The organism is Collinsella sp. AF36-3AT (assembly GCF_003475205.1).
Classification (GTDB): Bacteria; Actinomycetota; Coriobacteriia; order Coriobacteriales; family Coriobacteriaceae; genus Collinsella; species Collinsella aerofaciens_AF.
This window is the reverse complement of record NZ_QROZ01000015.1, coordinates 1-17356: the sequence shown is the minus strand read 5'-3', so window position 1 is coordinate 17356 and position 17356 is coordinate 1. Positions and strand designations below refer to the sequence as shown.

21 protein-coding genes and 2 pseudogenes are annotated in these 17356 nt (G+C 57.4%); 11 read left to right on the top strand and 12 right to left on the bottom strand.

Features of this window, described 5'->3' with window-relative positions; translation table 11 throughout:
- From DW003_RS09675 to DW003_RS09655, 4 genes are all read right to left on the bottom strand, one after another.
- A partial coding sequence (locus DW003_RS09675; protein ID WP_147352201.1) for an N-6 DNA methylase occupies positions 1-1764 on the bottom strand: 1764 nt, incomplete at its 3' end.
- Positions 1765-1989 carry a type II toxin-antitoxin system RelB/DinJ family antitoxin gene (locus DW003_RS09670; RefSeq protein WP_117765263.1) on the bottom strand — a complete coding sequence of 75 codons (225 nt, stop codon included), beginning with the start codon at positions 1987-1989 and terminating at the stop codon, positions 1765-1767.
- Positions 1990-2361: 372 nt separating this feature from the next.
- A complete protein-coding gene (locus DW003_RS09660) occupies positions 2362-2553 on the bottom strand; it encodes a DUF6019 family protein (protein ID WP_117765259.1) in 192 nt (63 codons plus the stop codon).
- A gap of 269 nt (positions 2554-2822) precedes the next feature.
- Positions 2823-3128 carry a DUF2992 family protein gene (locus tag DW003_RS09655; protein ID WP_117765257.1) on the bottom strand — a complete coding sequence of 102 codons (306 nt, stop codon included), beginning with the start codon at positions 3126-3128 and terminating at the stop codon, positions 2823-2825.
- A gap of 594 nt (positions 3129-3722) precedes the next feature.
- On the opposite strand from DW003_RS09655, the gene DW003_RS09645 reads away from it, so the two are divergent.
- The 4 genes from DW003_RS09645 (at position 3723) to DW003_RS09630 (ending at position 7518) form a co-directional block, all read left to right on the top strand.
- Positions 3723-4340, top strand: a complete 618-nt coding sequence (locus DW003_RS09645) for a DUF6088 family protein (RefSeq protein WP_117765255.1) — start codon at positions 3723-3725, stop codon at positions 4338-4340.
- Positions 4324-5319 carry a nucleotidyl transferase AbiEii/AbiGii toxin family protein gene (locus DW003_RS09640; protein WP_117765253.1) on the top strand — a complete coding sequence of 332 codons (996 nt, stop codon included), beginning with the start codon at positions 4324-4326 and terminating at the stop codon, positions 5317-5319. Before DW003_RS09645 ends, DW003_RS09640 begins: the two co-directional genes overlap by 17 nt.
- 236 nt (positions 5320-5555) lie before the next feature.
- Positions 5556-5756 carry a hypothetical protein gene (locus DW003_RS09885; protein ID WP_147349829.1) on the top strand — a complete coding sequence of 67 codons (201 nt, stop codon included), beginning with the start codon at positions 5556-5558 and terminating at the stop codon, positions 5754-5756.
- An 82-nt stretch (positions 5757-5838) separates the two neighbouring features.
- Positions 5839-7518 (top strand): hypothetical protein, encoded by a 1680-nt coding sequence (locus DW003_RS09630; RefSeq protein WP_117765249.1) that lies wholly within the window; start codon positions 5839-5841, stop codon positions 7516-7518.
- Here the strand turns inward: DW003_RS09630 and DW003_RS09625 are convergent.
- Complete coding sequence (locus DW003_RS09625; protein WP_158566996.1) at positions 7484-8683, bottom strand: WYL domain-containing protein; 1200 nt, start codon at positions 8681-8683, stop codon at positions 7484-7486. The two genes, DW003_RS09630 and DW003_RS09625, sit on opposite strands and share 35 nt — an antisense overlap.
- Before the next feature lie 122 nt (positions 8684-8805).
- On the opposite strand from DW003_RS09625, the gene DW003_RS09970 reads away from it, so the two are divergent.
- From DW003_RS09970 to tnpA, 3 genes and pseudogenes are all read left to right on the top strand, one after another.
- Positions 8806-8976, top strand: coding sequence for a hypothetical protein (locus tag DW003_RS09970; protein ID WP_158573228.1), 171 nt, complete (start codon positions 8806-8808; stop codon positions 8974-8976).
- Between the two features lie 24 nt (positions 8977-9000).
- On the top strand, positions 9001-9231 hold the full coding sequence (locus tag DW003_RS09620; protein ID WP_117765245.1) for a hypothetical protein: 231 nt from the start codon (positions 9001-9003) through the stop codon (positions 9229-9231).
- 220 nt (positions 9232-9451) lie between these two features.
- Positions 9452-9923 (top strand): annotated as a pseudogene (gene tnpA, locus DW003_RS09615) (IS200/IS605 family transposase).
- Positions 9924-10281: 358 nt separating this feature from the next.
- On the opposite strand, the gene DW003_RS09610 reads toward tnpA, so the two are convergent.
- The 4 genes from DW003_RS09610 to DW003_RS09880 form a co-directional block, all read right to left on the bottom strand.
- On the bottom strand, positions 10282-10701 hold the full coding sequence (locus DW003_RS09610) for a YjdF family protein (RefSeq protein WP_117765243.1): 420 nt from the start codon (positions 10699-10701) through the stop codon (positions 10282-10284).
- Between the two features lie 584 nt (positions 10702-11285).
- Entirely contained in the window at positions 11286-11765 is a 480-nt protein-coding gene (locus tag DW003_RS09600) for a DUF3021 family protein (RefSeq protein ID WP_117765241.1), read from the bottom strand.
- A complete protein-coding gene (locus tag DW003_RS09595) occupies positions 11758-12231 on the bottom strand; it encodes a LytTR family DNA-binding domain-containing protein (protein WP_117765239.1) in 474 nt (157 codons plus the stop codon). Before DW003_RS09595 ends, DW003_RS09600 begins: the two co-directional genes overlap by 8 nt.
- Before the next feature lie 639 nt (positions 12232-12870).
- The gene (locus DW003_RS09880) at positions 12871-13017 is read right to left on the bottom strand and encodes a DUF6019 family protein (protein ID WP_187361932.1); all 147 of its coding nucleotides are present in this window, start codon (positions 13015-13017) and stop codon (positions 12871-12873) included.
- Between the two features lie 137 nt (positions 13018-13154).
- On the opposite strand from DW003_RS09880, the gene DW003_RS09585 reads away from it, so the two are divergent.
- Both DW003_RS09585 and DW003_RS09580 read left to right on the top strand, forming a co-directional pair.
- A complete protein-coding gene (locus tag DW003_RS09585) occupies positions 13155-13508 on the top strand; it encodes a dihydropteridine reductase (RefSeq protein WP_117765235.1) in 354 nt (117 codons plus the stop codon).
- A gap of 71 nt (positions 13509-13579) precedes the next feature.
- Positions 13580-14161, top strand: coding sequence for a TetR/AcrR family transcriptional regulator (locus tag DW003_RS09580; protein ID WP_147352200.1), 582 nt, complete (start codon positions 13580-13582; stop codon positions 14159-14161).
- Positions 14162-14432: 271 nt separating this feature from the next.
- Here the strand turns inward: DW003_RS09580 and DW003_RS09575 are convergent, their stop codons facing one another.
- Positions 14433-14810: a winged helix-turn-helix transcriptional regulator gene (locus tag DW003_RS09575; protein ID WP_369831937.1), complete on the bottom strand. Its 378-nt coding sequence runs from the start codon at positions 14808-14810 to the stop codon at positions 14433-14435.
- A gap of 137 nt (positions 14811-14947) precedes the next feature.
- Between DW003_RS09575 and DW003_RS09570 the strand changes: the two genes are divergently transcribed.
- A complete protein-coding gene (locus tag DW003_RS09570; protein ID WP_199408680.1) occupies positions 14948-15583 on the top strand; it encodes an NAD(P)-dependent oxidoreductase in 636 nt (211 codons plus the stop codon).
- Between the two features lie 137 nt (positions 15584-15720).
- On the opposite strand, the gene DW003_RS09565 is transcribed toward DW003_RS09570, so the two are convergent.
- Complete coding sequence (locus DW003_RS09565) at positions 15721-16161, bottom strand: MerR family transcriptional regulator (RefSeq protein WP_117765231.1); 441 nt, start codon at positions 16159-16161, stop codon at positions 15721-15723.
- 152 nt (positions 16162-16313) lie between these two features.
- On the opposite strand from DW003_RS09565, the gene DW003_RS09560 reads away from it, so the two are divergent.
- The gene (locus DW003_RS09560; RefSeq protein WP_118388857.1) at positions 16314-17078 is read left to right on the top strand and encodes a carboxymuconolactone decarboxylase family protein; all 765 of its coding nucleotides are present in this window, start codon (positions 16314-16316) and stop codon (positions 17076-17078) included.
- Here DW003_RS09560 and DW003_RS09965 read toward each other — a convergent pair.
- Positions 17053-17356 (bottom strand): annotated as a pseudogene (locus tag DW003_RS09965) (hypothetical protein); the annotation flags it as partial. The gene DW003_RS09560 and the pseudogene DW003_RS09965 overlap by 26 nt on opposite strands.

Sequence of the window (17356 nt, the reverse complement as noted above, 5' to 3'; positions counted from 1 at the left end):
CCCTAAGAGCAAACCACCCTTTTTAAGGGTGGTTCTGATTCTGTCGAAAAGAATGAAGCACCATATGCCGTTCCAGTGGTTTCTATGAAGCTCAACGAGGTCCGTTATTGTCTTTGCAAGGACATCTTTCATGTTGATGTCCAGGTACTTTACGGTTGGCGATATCTGTTCGAGTGTTACGGCTATGTCGCCGGCATCAAGGTCCGAGTCCACGCAAATGCGGAGATGGTCCATGACATCGTAGAAGTCTGGAGAGACTGCCATTTCGTAGGGAATAGCAAAAGTCTTCTCGCCCTTCTCTGTCAAGATGCTATGTGTGAAGACGCCGTCTTCAGGGTCAGCCGTATTTATGGCGTCTGCCAGAAATACGGGCAAGAGAGTTTTTCTGGATTCAGAGAAATGGCCTGCTAGGAACACGACGAGAGATGCTCGTGCTGTTAGAACGGCAAGCGGATTGAGGTCAAAACCGTATAAACCCTCGAGGATTTCACTGGCCGTATTCCGCGGGTGTGCATCTTCAAGTCGTCTCTTTACCGCTTCAAGTAGGAACGTTCCACTACCGCATGTCGGATCGAGAAGAGAGTCGTATAAATTCCACCCCGCGAGGTCGATCACATGTGCCGCTAGCCAGTCTGGTGTGTAGTACTCTCCCAAGGCATGGCGCATGGGAGTGGGCGTGAACTCCATATAGAGCCCCTTGAACAAGTCTATGACGGACTCGGAGCTTTTCCTAGCTACGTCAAAGTCCATTGAGCTTAGGCTATCCAGTAGGATTTGTAGTCCGCCTGCCAACGGCTTGAAGACGTCTGCTCCTAAGTACCACGAGAAGAAATCCGTGGTTAGCATATTCTGGATACCCTTTAGCTTGAAGTACATGCCGTTCTCGACATTCTTGAGGAATTCGAGTGACGTGGTATTTGGCTGGGCGGATTTATCGTCCATGTCAATTAAGGCGTGAACTGCACACACTTTAGCGACGATTGCGATGTAGGTGTTGAGAGCAAAGACATATGCCTGGGGGTACTCTTGGTAGTTGACCCCGTGCATCGCTGAGGCACTCGAGAGATAGGTCTGCAATCGCTCCGAGCCAGTACCATCCACCTGGCCAAAGAGGCGAGCCCACTCCGTGAATATCAATTTTGTTCGCGTCGTTCTCGAATTGTTTATCGCACCGACAATTGCTTGGTATAGCGAAGGAATGACGTTCTTGCCGACCTCTGTTTCCGGTCCAATAAACTGTTTGAGTGCCATAGGGCTAACGAGTGGTTTGCCTCCGCGGTCGATGAGGGTGAGCAGCCTGTGGAGGCAAACCGCATCGAATGACTCGGGGTCGTTCCAAAAGAAGTCGCCATCACGCACGTCGCCAAATGATATGGTCTCTCCATCCCAGACAACAAGGGAATAAGCGCCGTTGCGCCTGCCTTCTTCCTCTGCCAGGAGATTGCAATAATCTTCTGACTGCTGCCGCGCATGCCGAAGCTGAGCGCCTGCCATATGATTGAAAGACCTAGGGGGCTCATACTCTATGATCGTTGATCCATGTACCGCATCTAGGCGGAAGCTTCCAGAGCGAAATGAATGTTCATACGTATATGGATTCCAGAAGATACCGCAGGAGCTGCAAATCGTCCTTAGGATGTCTTCGACTTCAATCTTAAGTTGTTCCTCGTTCTGCGCTGCCTGAGCTGTACGGAGAATTTTCGAAGCATATGGTGCAAGTTCGGCAATGGGCGGTATGGAGGTTATTTCTGTGGCGTGGGTCATCTACATCCCGTCTTCCTCGTTATCCATGATTGCTACGTCAAGCGGCAAACCGTCGCGCCTTGCCACGGCTCGAAGGAAGATGTTAGCCGCTGTGGATAGAGACAACCCGAGTTCGTCGAAGATTTCACTGGACCAATCTTTTACTTCTGGGCCAATCCTAATCGCTGCAGTCGAACATTTAGCTATGGATCGTCTTTCGATTGATATGTGAATTACATTGTACATGATGCTGCCAGAGCGGTAGATATGTTGAGTAGCCTGGCCGAGTTAATGAGATTAGCTCTTGGGTCTCTGCGGCGTGGAGTTTTGACACTCCCAAAAGTGTAATTAGATTCGAGTTTTAGGAGTATTTCTTGAAAGGCGATAGGTCGAAGCGCCACAATAGATGTCTCGAGGAGGCGACGCTCTTTCGTAACGCCGGCTTCTCCAATTTAATCGCGGGCGCGCGAAGGTCGAAGCGCAGTGGCCGATCTCTCTCTATGCCACACATTACGACCTGCACGGCAAGGCGCTCCTCAAGACGAATCCAAATCAATGAGTGAGCGTCATTATCCCTGAGGACGATGTGAGACCGTTTCATGGGCAGTGAAACTGGATTTATTGATCCTCTTGATCCAATCCAAGTTCTTTCAAGTCTTTTTCGTTTTGGATATCTTCAGTGGTTTTCTTGCCAGTGATAGCACCGTAGGCTTCTTTTATGCCGTTTTTCACTGCCCATTTGATAACGAAATACAGCGCAATCAAAATAATGATAGCCGTTCCTCCGCTTATGCCCAGTTCATTCCACATGATTCAATTCTCCTAATTTCAATTTGCTGCTTATTTGTAGTCTTCGATTATAACTTGAACCCTGCCTGGGACAATCGCAGTCATTGGCCCTGAGCAGCTGCACTGAAAACCGGCATTCGCCGTTATGATTTGGCAGCCTCGTATTCAAGATGCATATATCGAATGCGAGTTGGATGGAGAACGACTGTCGACGAGTTATGAATGGATAGCCGCGTCGGTTTCGAGTGGAACCGGTGCCGCTTCTGCATAAGGCTTGCCGCAAATGGCGATTAATGCCCGCGATGCTTCAGCTTCCGCTGCTCGAAGCGTACCTCCGCCTCGTCAGCGCGGCGTTGGCTTCTTGTGTGGGCCGACTCCCGTTTCATTGTCTCCCGCTGACGCGCGAGCGCCTGCTGCGCCTTGGCGCCCATCGCCGGGTGCTTAAGGGCCTTCGATGCCTCGCGGGCGGGGCACTTGGGGGATTTCGCAAGATTTCTCGTCTCTGCGGGTTCGTCGCCGAAGAACGCGAGCTGCGCCCATTTGCTTGTAGCGAATTGCAGAATCTCCTCATCGGACAGTTCCGCACCGAAGACGATGCGGGTCGAGCATGATTGAAAAGCTCGGGCTTACAGCGCAAAACCCTCGCGATTTCCACGACAATGATCTTCATCACAACGCCTGACGCCATAAACCAAAAAAGGGGTTCTTTAGCCTGTTGCGAGCTGACCGCGCGAGAACAGCGCCGCGAGCGCATCATGAGCAGGCAGGACTACATCATGGCGCAGCTTGTCGGCACCGAGATAGCGGTGAGGCCGTCGTCGCGGGTCCAGCGAGCGCCGCGCGACTCCGTGAGGAGTCTGGCGGAGCGGCTCCTCGCCGTGTGAGAAGCCGACGAGCTCGATGCGGACCTCCAGAAGCAGCTCGCCCTGGTCATGGAGTTCTTCAACGGGCTCGGCGAGGCCCCGTCGGTCGGAAGGCGCGCAAAGCGCGAGAAAGGGCCCAGCGACGATCTCTTCGGGATGTCTCGATGCTAACCCCAGGCCGCGATTGGGAGACGCAACCGCTCCCGGGCGCACGCGCGCGTGCCGGCGCGGCGAGGGACCGCAGGCGCGATGCGTGGGCGGCCAAGGCAATCAGAGGCAATTTGATGAAAAAAGTATATACTATTTTCATCAAAAAGGAGGAACGCCATGACAGAAGCAGAGGCCATCGCTAAGCGCATAGAGAGCTTCGGCTCCGGTAGGGCCTTCACGGCCGCCGACTTCTCCGACGTCGCAGGCCGACGCAACGCTGCCAACGCGCTCGGGCGCTTGCATGCAAAGGGGGAGATCGCCCGCGCCGTCCGCGGCGTCTACTATGTGCCGGAGCGCAGCGCGCTCATGGGCACCGAGGTGCCGGCCAGCGCCGACGAGGTCGTGCGCGCCGTCGCCCGTGCCAACAAGTGGATCGTTGCGCCGTCCGGCGACGCGGCGCTCAACGCGCTGGGCCTCGACACGCAGGTGCCCGCGAAGCTCGTCTACGTCAGCAGCGGCCCGTACAAGCGCTACGAGTACGGGCCGTACGATATCGAGCTCCGGCACCGCGCCAACCGCGACCTGCTCGACTGCTCGCAAATCACCTGCACCATCGTGCAGGCCCTCAAGGCGCTCGGACGCGAGAACATGGGCGACGAGGAAATCAGAACGCTCGCGCGCAACCTCACGGAGGAGCAGGCCAGCGCGTTCCTGGAAGAGTCGGCGGGGCTCACATCCTGGGTTGCCGACGCCGCGAAGAAGATATGGGAGGCGAAGCATGGACAGGATCGCTAGGGCCTCGACCGGCGAGCGCAGACTGGTCTTCGAGGCCGCCGCGCAGAGGATGGCGCTTGCGCCGGCCATCGTCGAGAAGGACTTCTGGGTGTGCTACACCTTGGACCACCTTTTCCACAGAAGCGGCTTCGCCGAGTCCATGGTGTTCAAGGGCGGCACGAGCCTGTCGAAGGCTTTCGGGCTCATCGAGCGCTTCTCGGAGGACATCGACCTCATACTCGATTGGCGACTCCTGGGCTACGGCGAGGACGAACCGTGGGAGCCGCGCAGCAACTCGGCGCAGGAGCGGTTCAAGGCCGACAGCATCGAGCGCACGAACGCCTTCCTGGCCGACGCCTTTGCCCCGAAGCTCTGGGCTACGCTCTCCGAGTCCCTCGGCACCGAAGCGTCCGTTAGGTGCGGGGCCGAGGAGGAGACCGTGTACTTCGACTACCCGCGCTCCTACGAGTCGGCGGGCACGCTCGACACCATCAAGCTGGAGATAGGACCCATGGCGGCATGGTCGCCTTCCGAGGAGGCGGCGATAACCCCGTACGCGGCGGACGTGGTTCCGTTCGGGCCCGAGCTGTCGACCACGGTGCGCACCGCGAGTCCCGAGCGCACGTTTTGGGAGAAGGCCACCATCCTGCACCAGGAGGCCAACAGGCCCGAGGGCAAGGCTATGCCCAGGCGCTACTCCCGCCATTACTACGACATGTACCGCCTTGGCCACTCGTTCGTGCTCGGCCGCGCCGTAGCGCAGCCCGGCCTCCTCGAACAGGTCGTCAGGTTCAAGGAGAAGTTCTACCGCACGCCGTGGGCCAAGCTGGCCGATGCGAGGCCCGGCACACTCAGGCTCGCCCCTCCAAAGGACAGGCTCGACGAGTTGGCGGCCGATTACGCCTCGATGAGGCCGATGCTGTTCGGCGGCTACCCGAGCATCGATGAGATAGTCGCCTACATGGTGGAGCTCGAGGAGACCATCAACGGGCTAAGCTGATCAAGGCTGTCCCAATTCCGGGCGCCTGCCAGAATCGAAGAGGCGGAGCGGGCAACGCGATGGCTTTCCCGCCGAGAGCAGCGGAAGCCGGCTCGAACGCTACGCCCGTAACGACCGAGACGGCCGGCACGACTAACGAGGCGGAGGCGGAACCCGCGAGGCGCTGGGTCGAGGAGACGCGGCGCGTCTGGATAGTCGACCAGGAGGCGTGGAGCGAACAGCTGCCCGTCTACGAGATGCGCGAGCGGTCCATCTGCAGCATCTGCGGTGCCGACATCACGGGCGCTACCTTCCCACACAGCAAGCAGCACATACTCGCTGGCGAGGGATCTGGTTACCACAGCGAGGTGCAGCAGGTGCAGGTGGGCACAAGGACCGTGACCCACGACGAGGTTGGCCACTGGGAGACCGTCGTCACCGGCGGCCACTGGGAGTAACGCGAGTTTTTCGACTTTTTGGATGTGCCGGGACTCCATAGTCTTTCTGGGATAATGGCACTATCGAGAAAGTGGGTGGGAAATGGATTACCAGTCTCTGTACGACGAGTTCGCGGACAAGGCGTTGGCGGACATCAAGCTATCGAAGAAGTTCGCAGGCGCCAATGAGTTCAACAGCGGATTCCTTTTTGGAACCGATGATTGCAATTGCGCAAGCATGAAGCAGATGCAGCGAAACTGGGCTGACGCGGCGCCTGGCCTATTCGCTGACTTTGCAAGGAAGCTGGCATCTGGGCATTCCATCGAAACCTTCGACCTGCCATCCACGTCAAGATGGAAGAACGCCGGCTTCGGTTACATTGCGGACGGGGGGAAGCATGCATGCGTCATGCTATGGCCAAGCATCGACCATAGCCCGCTTAACCACACTAAGAGCAACTCCATGTTCTGGGCGTTCGAGTTGGTGGAGAACGGGGAGGTTGACGACGTCTACCTTGTATGGCTTGCGGATAAGGCCAACGTCAAGCTTCGCGAGAGGCTTGGCTGCTGGTACGAGTCTTCCTCTCCGCGCGGCGTCAAGCACGTCTCTGCAACAGATTGGTTCGAGAGGACTTTCGGAAAGGAAGAGGCCGACCGTTTGACCGACGTGGCTGGCAGGGTGAGAACGGAGGGCCGACTTGTCCAGGGGTTCACGGTTGTTGCCCTGCCCACCGAGCATGAGCTCGGCTCCTTCAGACAAGAGCGCCTTCGCGACTACGAGGCGATCGAGCTTCCTCTTATCAGGTACCGTCTGATGGGAAGAGGGATGTCGGAGCGCGACATCGATATCTTGTCGCGCAACATTCAGCGCAAAGATCTGTTCGAAATACTCTTCGGGCAAGCCAGCTTCGCCGTCAGCTTTCTGTCGTCAGAGTGGCGCTACAGGCTCAACACCCTCTCCGAGAATGTCGAGCAGACCGGAACGGTCGCTGGCTACATCAAGGCGATAGAGCAGATGATGTTCGACCTTCTTCCGCTTTGGGCGAACAGGGACTACAAGGTGGCGTTTGGCGCCGTAAAGGCCCGGAACCCTGCCGTCCCGCTCACCCCAGCCCTCCTGGCGGAGAAGGACAAAGAGGCAACGTTGGGCCCGCTTGCCTATCTATTTGCAAGCTACCAGCACGAATATTTCAACGCGCGCATCTACGATCCTGAGATTGATTACAAGTCCTTTCGCGAGCTCCTGTTCGGGCGGCTGCGGTCGTTCATGGACAACACCCGCAACGGGAAGCTCCATAAGTCCAACTTCTACGACCTAGGCAAGGTTAGGGAAATCAGGGACGAGGTTCTTGACATCATGTTCATGCTGCTCGGCGGCCTACGGCTTGACGAAGAACAGCTCAAGTATCTTGACGGCATGAGAGCCCAGGGCGAATCGAGTCCCGACGACCTCGCGGAGATGGCAAAGGCCCTCAATGAGGGACTCGATGGTTTAACCGTCAGCTCAATCGAGAGCGCGCATCTCATCGCTATAGAGCATCATGACGACACCCACCTCTGGTCCATCGCTCTGTCGATAATGGGTGACGGGATCGACAGCCATAACTCCTACTACTACTCTCCGCTGCGCGGGCTGTCGCAGGATGAAGAGCTGGAAAACATTGATCGCCTATTCAGAAGGTACCGCTCGGAAAGGTGCGCCTCTGATGCCCTTGCAGAGGTTCTGACCGAGTACGTCGTCTTTAGCGTTAAATCCGAGCCGTTTCATGTCCCCTTGCAATAGCATCTCGCTCGGCTCCCAGAGCGCTTTCAAGCATGGAGATATAGCCCTCGTGCGCCGCCTCGTAATCTTCGACGAACTGCCGAAGCGTATCGGCGCTGCATGACGAAAGGCCCCGAAAGGTCCTGGCCCAGGTGAGGCCTTTCGGCTTTGCAAGGAAAACGCCTCCTCCCATACCGAAAAGCCAACGGTAGAGGGTTGGAGACAGCTGCGTCCTCACGCAGGCGTAGCCATGGGGATTGCCGGCATCGTCCTCGGAGACGTGCGAAAAAACCAAGTCGTGACCGAACCTGTCGTAGGCATATTGGGCGCAACGCCCCTCGACTTTGAGGAAAAGCGTCCTGCTGGTCCCGTCGCCGTACATGTCAATCCGCTCTCGGACGTCGGCGGCCACCCTTCTCCTAAGCTCGTCAACCCTGCCGGGGTTGCGGAGCTTCTTCCCCGATACCATCGCGTTCGTCATATGGTCCAGCCTGCGGAAAAAGGATTCGCCCTCGGGAACCTCGTCAGTTGTCACGCAGGTCTCAAGATAGTAGTGTCCGAAGCTGTAGACGAGGCAAACGGGGTCTTCGGACGAGATCTGGCGGTCAATCAGCTCATCCCCGTTCATCAAGTGGCGGCGATAACGGAAGCAGAGCTGTTCGTTGTTGCGAATCGCGGAGGAGGCGGCGGCCATCGCCGCAAGTGCGTTCATGCCCTCATGGGTTTCGCGCTCATCGACAAAGATCGATTCGACCATCTCTTCCAGCTCGCGGTCGGACATGATTTCCTCGAGCTTCGCGCAAAGGCGAGCGCGCTGCTCCTCATTGACGAACTTGCTCGTTCTCACCATGCCCATCAGGAGCGAAGAGTCATGCGATGAAAAGGGCTTTGCCGCGCAGCGGTACCCGGTTTTCTCGCCCCGCCCAGGCTTTATGACTTCGGCTCCGAAGGGGCTGCATGATGCCAAAGCGTCGAGATCGGCGCGGACGGAGTTTTCGGCCACATTGCTCCCCGACAGTCGCGAGAGAACCCGAGCTATTTCCTGCGAGGTGAGTCCCTCGTTCTCGTCGGTGAAATCGCATAGCAGGCGCGCGACTGCCAGCAAGCGCTGTCGCGTTCCGCTCTCAATCGCGCCGCATCTCTCGAGAAAAGCCGCTATCTCAATGTCCGTCAGCTTCCTCGACATGGTTTCCTCGTTTCTATTGAATGACATTAAATATTGTAGGTCATTAGAGCGTCTGCATTCGAACGGCAGGGCTCTTATTCGAGAAACTGTCCTCAGTAAAACCCGTAGAGGAGGAGGAACTGATGACCGACAAGAGCCGTTTGGAAGATAAACACTTCGAAAAGGCGGGAAGTGGCCGCGACATGGACACGTGGTTCTTCAGGTTGATGGCTGCCGCCGTGACGTGCATGACCGTGGCGCTCCTCGCTGGAATGGCATGCCACATCGCCCTCACGTTCAAGCTGCTCGCCTAGACTAACCCCACGAAAGGAACGACCATGGACAGCAAGAACATCGCAAAGGCCGCCACCGAGCTCGTCGACTCGCCCGAGGGTGCGCTGAAGACCGTCAGGGAAGCCATCGGGTACGCGCTCGAGGTCAACCCAACGAAGGAGCAGGCCGCCATTGCGGTCGCCGCGCTGATGGCGTCGGTCGCCTTCTATGCGATCAAGAAGAACTACAGTTTCGCATACGACAAGCTGTCGTTCACCGCGCCGTCGGCCGGGTAGTGCGAGCGAGGGAAACGCCCAGAAGGAGGGACGGAGCCATAGGCCCCGGCCCTCTCTCGTGGTTTACAGGCTTTACCCTGTGCGGGGCGCGTAGCGCGCCGCATCAGAAACCACCCGCTATGCGGGTGGGGCCAAACGGCTTTACAAAGCCGCCCCCTCGCCGGACACTTGCGATTGTTCAGGCCGCAAGGAATCCGAGTCGAGAGGGCGGTGGTGGCGTATGGCCCAGAAGGCCTACAGCCTGTCGCACACGAAGTGGATGTGCAAGTACCACGTCGTGTTCACGCCGAAGTATAGGCGCAAAGTCATCTACAACCAAATAAGGTCCGACCTTGGGGAGATCTTCAGGAAGCTCTGCCGGTACAAGGGGATAGAGATCATCGAGGGGCACCTGATGCCCGACCACGTCCACATGCTGCTGGCGATACCGCCGAAGTACAGCGTGTCGAGCGTGATGGGCTACCTGAAGGGGGAAGAGCTCGCTGATGGTATTCGACAGGCACGCGAACATGAAGTACAAGTTCGGCAACAGGAAGTTCTGGGCCGAGGGCTACTACGTGTCCACCGTCGGCCTGAACGAGGCGCCGATCGCGAAGTACATCCGGGAGCAGGAGAGGGCCGACATCGCGCTCGACCGGCTGAGCGTCAAGGAGTACGAGGACCCCTTCGATAGGGGGCCGGGGCGTAAATAGCGCCGGTTTGACCGGCCTGCCACGGGTCAATCTGCAGTGCGGCCCGAACCCCGTGAGGGCCGGCGCCTTTAGACGCGTGCCGGAAATCCAAGGGTTATACCCTAAGAGCAAACCACCCCTTTTAGGGGTGGTTTTGATTACCTCGTGAAAACTATCTGAAGAAGATCCGCGGCTTCTACCTTCGGGCGAACTGACTACGAAGCTAACCGAGCGCTGCACCGAATTCGAGATGCATATATCGAATACGAATAAGGCGGAGATTGGCTGTTGACGAGCGGCGCAATAGACGGCGGTGTCGGTTTCAAGTGAAACTGACACCGCTTCTGTATACGGGTTTAAGGCTCGCTGCAAATGGCGATCAATGCCCACGATGCTTCTGCTTGCGCTTCAGCTTTCGCTGCTCGAAGCGCGCCTCCGCCTCATCCGCGCGACGCTGGCTTCTTACTTGAGCCGACTCCCGCTTCATCGCTTCCCGCTGTGCTGTGAGCGCCTGTTGTGCCTTGGTGCTCATCGCTGGCTGCTTGAGGGCTTTCGCCGCCTCGCGAGCGCGCCGCTTGGGGTTCTTCGCGGGCTTGCTTGTTTCCGTGGCCTCGTCACCGAAGAACGCGAGCTCCGCCCATTTGCTTGTAGCGAATCGCAGGATTTCCTCATCGGACGGTTCTGCGCCGAAGACGATGCGGGCGACGCCGTACCTTCCGTCCTCGACGTGCTCCGCCAGCCCGACCCAGAATTGCCCGTCGTGATATACGGTCAGGGTGGACGACACACTGATCTGCATGGCTGGTTCCTCCTTTATGTAGATGACCATGCAGAGAAGGGACAACCAAGGAGGTAGGTTACTGATGCGGACTAGCGCACGCCCACGACTACCCGACGGGGACTGTGTTTTCATCTCTGATGTCCGCATTGTAGCACGCGTGAATGCGCCCGGCATCGCTGCTGACATGGCGCGACTGGGAATTGCTCCTCGATGCATCCCTGTGCATATTGCCCCCCCCCCCGGTTTCGAAACTTTAAAAAAATTCGAGTTTCGAAACCGAGGAGGACCGAATGATGGCTTGGGTAGACCGCAATACGTAGGAAGTTTCGCCATCGCCTATGCTGAACATGAGGTCGTCTTCCTCCAATCCGATCAGGCTGACCGAGCAATCAGCACCTGGATCGACATTCCCCTGCACATGAACCCGCTTATGCGCGCGAACGGGGGGCTACAAGGGCATGACCGCGCAGGAAGCGCTTGAGGTAGCGAACGGGGCCGAGCATCGCCCTGCGCCGGCCTTGGTATCAGGTCCTCGCGCTGGGCGGTAATCCGAGGATCGGGAGTAAGGATTTGCCCAGCATCGATAATGCTCAGCTATACCCTTATTCCGTCTCCCTGCTCTTGCGGTATTCCGCGAGCCTGTCGTTCAATTCGCGGGTCTCGCGGCTCAGCTTGGCGTTGAAAGCAAGAGTGAGGACCGCCAGGATGGCGAGAAAGACAACCGTGAAGGTAACCCACGCCCCGGGGTTGTTCACGGGAACCCAAGCAAAGACAAACGCCAATGCACAGAGGGCTGCGTAGAGGCAAACGTCGAACAGCGCCAGGCGCGCGGGATACGCCATCTGTCTGATCACCGCGGGCGTGAAGAACACGAACTGCAGCGCGGGGACGGTGACGCACGCGGCGAGAATCGACCAGCAATAGTTAATGCCCTGCTTGGCGGTGTCATCAGCGAAACAAGTCCCTAATGCCAAGAAGGCTATCATGGCAACAGTGAAGCCGATACAGGTGCTTTTCACGAGTTGCCTGAGGTTTTCCACGGGCGTCTTTTTATCGGTGTCGATAATGTCCCTGTTAATCATTTCGGTCTCCCTTCCTTCGTTTCGACTGCTTCAGACCGAGCTTCGATTTGACGTCGGGCGCATACTGGCGCGAGATAACGACCTGCTCACCGTTTTCCAAGGTGGCGATGATCCTGCCGTTGACGTCGGGCTTGAGGGCGGTGATCGCGCGGAAGTTGACGATGCAACCTTTCGCGATGCGCAGGAAGTCGCAGTCCGCCAGGCGCTCCTCCATCTCGTAAAGGCGCAGGCCCGTCTCGAGAACCGTGTCGGCCGTATAAATGAACGTGTGCTTGTCGACCGACTCGATGAACAGGACGTCTTCTGCGCTCAGCACACGCGTGCAGCCGTCGGCCGTGCCCGTCACCTTCCTGTCAAGCATGCGCAGCCGAGCCGCTATATCAAGCACGCGGCGATCGACCCTTACGCAGACGATCGTGACTTCTATATCTTGAGCTGCTTCTCGCTCTTCGATTGTGATCTTCATGCGTCCTCCCTTCGGGTTGCTCTCATGCTAGCTGACGAAGATAGCTGAACCTTCGGCGTTTAACCAAGCTGCGCAGTCGAGGAACCAAGATGCAGACTGGATTTGAATGACACCCGAGGGCCTTCGTGTCTATTTCTGAACGCATCCAGCTATTGAAGCTCAAGACCGTGATCCGCCATTCCATCAAGCCGATTTAGCGAAACGAGCGCCGCCGTGCGGTCCGGCTTTTGGGGTTTATCAATTGGCAGTCCGCGATGATCGAGCAGGCTGCCTGCCTCCCGGCAGGTGCGTAATTCCTTTAGTCGATTCATCTCGAGGTGCGTTCTTTGCTCATCTTGTGGCGCAGAGTTATGAAACTCCCAAAAGTGTAATCAGATTCGAGTTTTAGGAGCAGCTCTTGAAAGGCGATAGACTGAAACGCCGTAATAGATACCTCGAGGAAGCGATGCTCTTTCGTGATGCCGACCTTATCAGGGTAAGCACGGGCGCGCGAAGGACAAAGCGCAGGGGACGACCTCTCTATGCCACACGTTACGACCTGCACGTTAAGGCGCTCCTCAAGACGAATTCAAATGAATGAGTGAGCATCATTGTCCCCGAGGACAAAGCGAGGCCGTTTTAGGGGCAGTGAAACTGGATTTATCGATCCTCTTGATCCAATCCAAGTTCTTTCAACTCTTTTTCGTTTTGGATATCTTCGGCGGTATTCTTGCCAGTGACAGCACCGTAGGCCTCTTTTATGCCGTTTTTCACTGCCCATTTGATAACGAAATACAGCGCAATCATCATTCCGAGCAGTTGCGGTGAGTGTCGACATTCGCCGATATAACATGGACACAACGTCCCGTTTGTGTTCTTCAATCGCCTGCACGTTCTTCCTATTCTTGGGTTGTCGAACAAGCCATAGAGAAAAGGAAGAAAACATGGACACCGACAAGACCTGCGCGGAATCGATCGCCAAGCAATACGCGCCCAAAAGCGCCTCCAAGCTCACCGCGCTCAAGAAGCTCGATGCCAAAGCAAAGCGCCCCGCGAACGTCTTCGCCTACAGCTTTGGCATCGCTTCCTCGCTGTTGTTGGGTGTGGGCATGTGCCTGACCATGGGTGTGCTGGGACCTGGCGAGGGCACGTTGTTTGTGCTCGGAATCGTCCTTGGTATCTTGGGTATCGCAGGCGCAAGCGTGAACCTTGTTCTGTATCGCTGGATTCTGGAAACCTCTAAGAAGAAATACGCCTTTGAGATAATGGAGCTTGCCAAGGGAATTGCCGGCGAATAGCTTTTGGCATCAGGGAGAGGCAGGCTTGGGTGAACAGGCGGCAGAGCAGATACTTTACGACGGCGCAGCTTATGGACGAGGCTTTGCTCGACTTGCTGCAGAACAAGGGCGCGGAGTTCATAACCGTTAAGGAGATTTGCAAGAAGGCCGGGGTGGGGCGCTCTACGTTCTACCTTCACTACCAGGGTGTCCCTGACCTCGTGAAGGAGTGTTCGGAGCATGTGAACACCAAGTTCTTCGAGCGCTTTGAACAAAGCGCCGCAGACACGATCGGGGCTATCCGTACGGCTTCCCTCGATGAGCTCGTTTTCGTAACCGACGAGTATCTGAGGCCCTACCTCGAGTTCGTCCAAGACAACTGCTCCATCTATCGCGCGATGCTCGCAAACGGGCATACGCTGCAAGCTCAGGAGCGATTCGAGGCCCTAGCGAAGCACATCATCGACCCAGTGTTGGAGCGCTTTGGCTATCCCAGCGAGCAGCGGGCCTTCGTCATCAGTTTTTATGTGCATGGGCTCTCCGCCGTGGTACAGGACTGGATTCGGAGCGGCTGCGAAACGCCTATCGATGAGATGGTGCGCATTATCAAAACCTGCGTGCATCCGAACGGCACGAACCGACGTCTTGCCAACGCTAAAGAGAGGCGCGAATGAAACGATGTGACGGCGACGCCCCCTAGGCGCCATGCGCGCAGGCCGCGCACCTGCATTGAGAATACTGCGAAAGGAACGGAAAATGAAAGCAGCAATCTACCTTGGTAAAGGGCGTGTATCCCTTTCCGCTGCTCGCGCGGGCCGACTCCAGCCGTGCCGGGACCGCCAGCGCGGCCTCGAAGCCGTTTGCGGCGAGAACCAAGGAGGAGGGTTTCCCGTGATGGCGATAGGACGGAGGGGTTTCTGTAGGCGTGTAACCAGTAGGAGCTACTTATCGAAGCCCGCCGCCGCGGAGCTGCTCCTTGTAGTTCTCGCCCCAAGCTCTCATTGCGTCAAGAACGGGTCTGAGTGTCTGTCCCAGGTCGGTGAGCGAGTACTCCACCCGTGGGGGCACCTCTGCGAACGCTTCACGATGAACGAGCCCCGTTTCCTCCATGGTTCGTAGGTTGCTGGTCAGAACTTTCTGCGAAATCTTGCCGATCGAGCGTTGCAGCTCCTTAAAGCGCATCGTGCCTTTGAGCGAGAGTTCGCGCAGGATGAGCACCTGCCACTTGTTGCCGATGAGCAAAAGCGTTGTCTCCACTGGGCAGGCAGGCAGGTTCTCCAAAGTCGGTGTTGTCATGTTCGCGAAACCTCCGTCTGCAATCATGCACGTCATTTACATTAGTTTCCTTTTGGTGCTTACAGCACTTTTATGTGCCTACTTTCCATTATATACCTTTGACGCGTATCGTATGAGCTGCAAGGAAAGCGGCGTCGAGTGCCGCAGGTCGAAAGGAAAGCATGATGACCAAGAAAATCGCAGTTGTAGCAGCGAACGGCAGGGCCGGCAGCCTCATCGTTGAGGAGGCCGTGCGTCGCGGATTCGACGTGACCGCCATCGTACGCGGCGAGAATAGGACCGCCGCTCAGAACTCCGTCATCAAAGACGCACTCGAGCTCACGACGGAAGACCTCGAAGGATTCGACGCCGTGGTGGACGCCGTGGGCGGCTGGACGCCCGAGACCATCCCCGGTATCACCGACGCGGGCATCCACTTGGCTAATGTGCTGGTCGGCACCGATGTGCGCCTGCTCATAGTGGGTGGCGCGGGCTCGCTGTTCGTCAACCCCGAGCATACGGTCACCGTCGATATGGGCCCGGACTTCCCCGATGACTGGAAGCCGCTGTCCGCCGCGGCCGGCAAAGTCCTTGCTCACCTTCGCGAAACGGACGGCCTCAAATGGACCTTCGTTTCCCCTGCTGCTGACTTCCAGGCCGACGGCGAGCGCACCGGTGAGTATATCTTGGCGGGCGAGGAGTTCACACTCAACAGCCGCGGCGAGTCAACGCTCTCGTACGCTGACTATGCGATCGCCATGGTCGATGAGATCGAGTCCGGTGACCACGTCGCCCAGCGCATCTCGGTTGTGAGCAAGTAGCTTCATGCCGTTTGGGAAACGGGAGGGTCGATTCCAGTCGCGTCGACCCTCCCGTTGCGTACCGGGGCAACCAGTCTTGTTGCCTAAGTTGTGACATCTTAAACAATGGTTGAGTTTCAGAAGGGGCGTTTTTGGTACTACCGAGCGTGAGCGTTCTCGTAGGCCTCTTTGATATCTTCTGGCAAACCGTCGGGAATCATGGCCCTCAGCTCAGTCTCATTCTCGCCCTGATTCAGCTGCCCGTAGAACCAGCATTTGTACTTCAGCATGTCCAGCGCGCGGTTCATGTTCGCGATCTCTAGCTCCATGTGGGCCTTCCGCTCCTCGAACATGGCCTTGCGTTTGGGGTATGTCGATGGACCCTCCGCGCACCATTCCATGAACAGCCGGATGTCCTTGATCTCCATCCCCGCTTTCTTGAAGCATTCGATGACCCGAAGCGCCTCGAGTTCCGTATCGCCGAATTGCCGAATGCCGGACGTCCGCTCCAATGCCGGGAACAATCCCTGCTTGTCGTAATAGCGCAGCGTTGAGGCGGGCAAACCGAACATCTCCGAAACCTGTCCGATTGTGTACATGGCTCCTCCGAATCAATCTCGAATTCATTCCTTGACCTAAAGTCAGGTTTAGGTATTACCTTCATTCTCGTCATTAGAACAGGGATTGCAAAGGGTGTTCCGTAATGAGGAAACAGATTTGCACCTAAACCATCGACAGGGGGAGATCGATCATGGCAATTAAACAGACGGCAGGCAGGGATGCCCTGGGGGAGTTCGCCCCCAAGTTCGCACAGCTCAATGACGATGTGCTGTTTGGCGAGGTGTGGAGTCGAGAAGACGGGCTTTCCCTTCGAGACCGCAGCGTGGTGACGGTTGTGGCCCTGATGGCGCAGGGACTGACGGACTCTTCGTTTAAATATCATCTGATGTCCGCAAAGAACAACGGGGTGACCAGGGCGGAGATAGCGGAAATCCTTACGCACGCGGCGTTTTATGCGGGATGGCCCAAGGCGTGGGCGGCCTTCCGCATGGCAAAGGAGGTCTGGGCGGATGACGATGCCGCTGATGCAAAAGCCGAGCACCAAAACGAGATGGCCTTTCCCATCGGTGCCCCCAACGACGCATTCGAGAAGTACTTTATCGGGCAAAGCTACCTCGCGCCTCTATCAACCGAGCAGGTTGGCGTCTACAACGTGACGTTCGAGCCCGGCTGCCGCAACAACTGGCACGTGCACCACGCCAAAAACGGCGGCGGACAGATTCTCATCTGCGTGGCTGGTCGAGGGTTTTACCAGGAATGGGGTAAGCCGGCGCAGAAACTGCACCCTGGCGACGTGGTCAACATTGCCCCAGGGGTGAAGCACTGGCACGGAGCCGCACCCGACAGCTGGTTCTCACATCTCGCGTTGGAGGTTCCGGGCGAGGAAGCCTCCAACGAGTGGTTGGAACCTGTGAACGATGAGGATTATCTCAAAGCGACTGACAAGGAGGCTTAAATACCTTCGCCGTCCGCGCCGCCGAGAGCAGGGCGCCCAAATCGGCCTGGATCGCCCCTGCCTTGCTTCCAAGCTGCAACGGAGCCGAGCCGCCCGAGATGTTTACGCTCAAAAGGTGCGCATCCGGCAGCTTCGCGGTCATGCTCCAGAACGGGAGCGTGATGATGCCGGGGGTCATCTCGCCTACGCCGAGCTCCAGCAACAGCACGCGGCGATCGCTGTGCTCGCACACAAAGCGCTCGTATCGTCCGAGGCTCTCGCGCCAGGCCGCACCCTGC

What these genes read in the sequence shown, in the direction of transcription:
- DW003_RS09670 (WP_117765263.1), bottom strand. Translation starts at nt 1,989, where the DNA reads ATGTACAATGTAATTCACATATCAATCGAAAGACGATCCATAGCTAAA.
- DW003_RS09660 (WP_117765259.1), bottom strand. Translation starts at nt 2,553, where the DNA reads ATGTGGAATGAACTGGGCATAAGCGGAGGAACGGCTATCATTATTTTG.
- DW003_RS09645 (WP_117765255.1), top strand. Translation starts at nt 3,723, where the DNA reads ATGACAGAAGCAGAGGCCATCGCTAAGCGCATAGAGAGCTTCGGCTCC.
- DW003_RS09640 (WP_117765253.1), top strand. Translation starts at nt 4,324, where the DNA reads ATGGACAGGATCGCTAGGGCCTCGACCGGCGAGCGCAGACTGGTCTTC.
- DW003_RS09885 (WP_147349829.1), top strand. Translation starts at nt 5,556, where the DNA reads ATGCGCGAGCGGTCCATCTGCAGCATCTGCGGTGCCGACATCACGGGC.
- DW003_RS09630 (WP_117765249.1), top strand. Translation starts at nt 5,839, where the DNA reads ATGGATTACCAGTCTCTGTACGACGAGTTCGCGGACAAGGCGTTGGCG.
- DW003_RS09625 (WP_158566996.1), bottom strand. Translation starts at nt 8,683, where the DNA reads ATGTCGAGGAAGCTGACGGACATTGAGATAGCGGCTTTTCTCGAGAGA.
- DW003_RS09970 (WP_158573228.1), top strand. Translation starts at nt 8,806, where the DNA reads ATGACCGACAAGAGCCGTTTGGAAGATAAACACTTCGAAAAGGCGGGA.
- DW003_RS09620 (WP_117765245.1), top strand. Translation starts at nt 9,001, where the DNA reads ATGGACAGCAAGAACATCGCAAAGGCCGCCACCGAGCTCGTCGACTCG.
- DW003_RS09610 (WP_117765243.1), bottom strand. Translation starts at nt 10,701, where the DNA reads ATGCAGATCAGTGTGTCGTCCACCCTGACCGTATATCACGACGGGCAA.
- DW003_RS09600 (WP_117765241.1), bottom strand. Translation starts at nt 11,765, where the DNA reads ATGATTAACAGGGACATTATCGACACCGATAAAAAGACGCCCGTGGAA.
- DW003_RS09595 (WP_117765239.1), bottom strand. Translation starts at nt 12,231, where the DNA reads ATGAAGATCACAATCGAAGAGCGAGAAGCAGCTCAAGATATAGAAGTC.
- DW003_RS09880 (WP_187361932.1), bottom strand. Translation starts at nt 13,017, where the DNA reads ATGATTGCGCTGTATTTCGTTATCAAATGGGCAGTGAAAAACGGCATA.
- DW003_RS09585 (WP_117765235.1), top strand. Translation starts at nt 13,155, where the DNA reads ATGGACACCGACAAGACCTGCGCGGAATCGATCGCCAAGCAATACGCG.
- DW003_RS09580 (WP_147352200.1), top strand. Translation starts at nt 13,580, where the DNA reads ATGGACGAGGCTTTGCTCGACTTGCTGCAGAACAAGGGCGCGGAGTTC.
- DW003_RS09575 (WP_369831937.1), bottom strand. Translation starts at nt 14,810, where the DNA reads ATGATTGCAGACGGAGGTTTCGCGAACATGACAACACCGACTTTGGAG.
- DW003_RS09570 (WP_199408680.1), top strand. Translation starts at nt 14,948, where the DNA reads ATGACCAAGAAAATCGCAGTTGTAGCAGCGAACGGCAGGGCCGGCAGC.
- DW003_RS09565 (WP_117765231.1), bottom strand. Translation starts at nt 16,161, where the DNA reads ATGTACACAATCGGACAGGTTTCGGAGATGTTCGGTTTGCCCGCCTCA.
- DW003_RS09560 (WP_118388857.1), top strand. Translation starts at nt 16,314, where the DNA reads ATGGCAATTAAACAGACGGCAGGCAGGGATGCCCTGGGGGAGTTCGCC.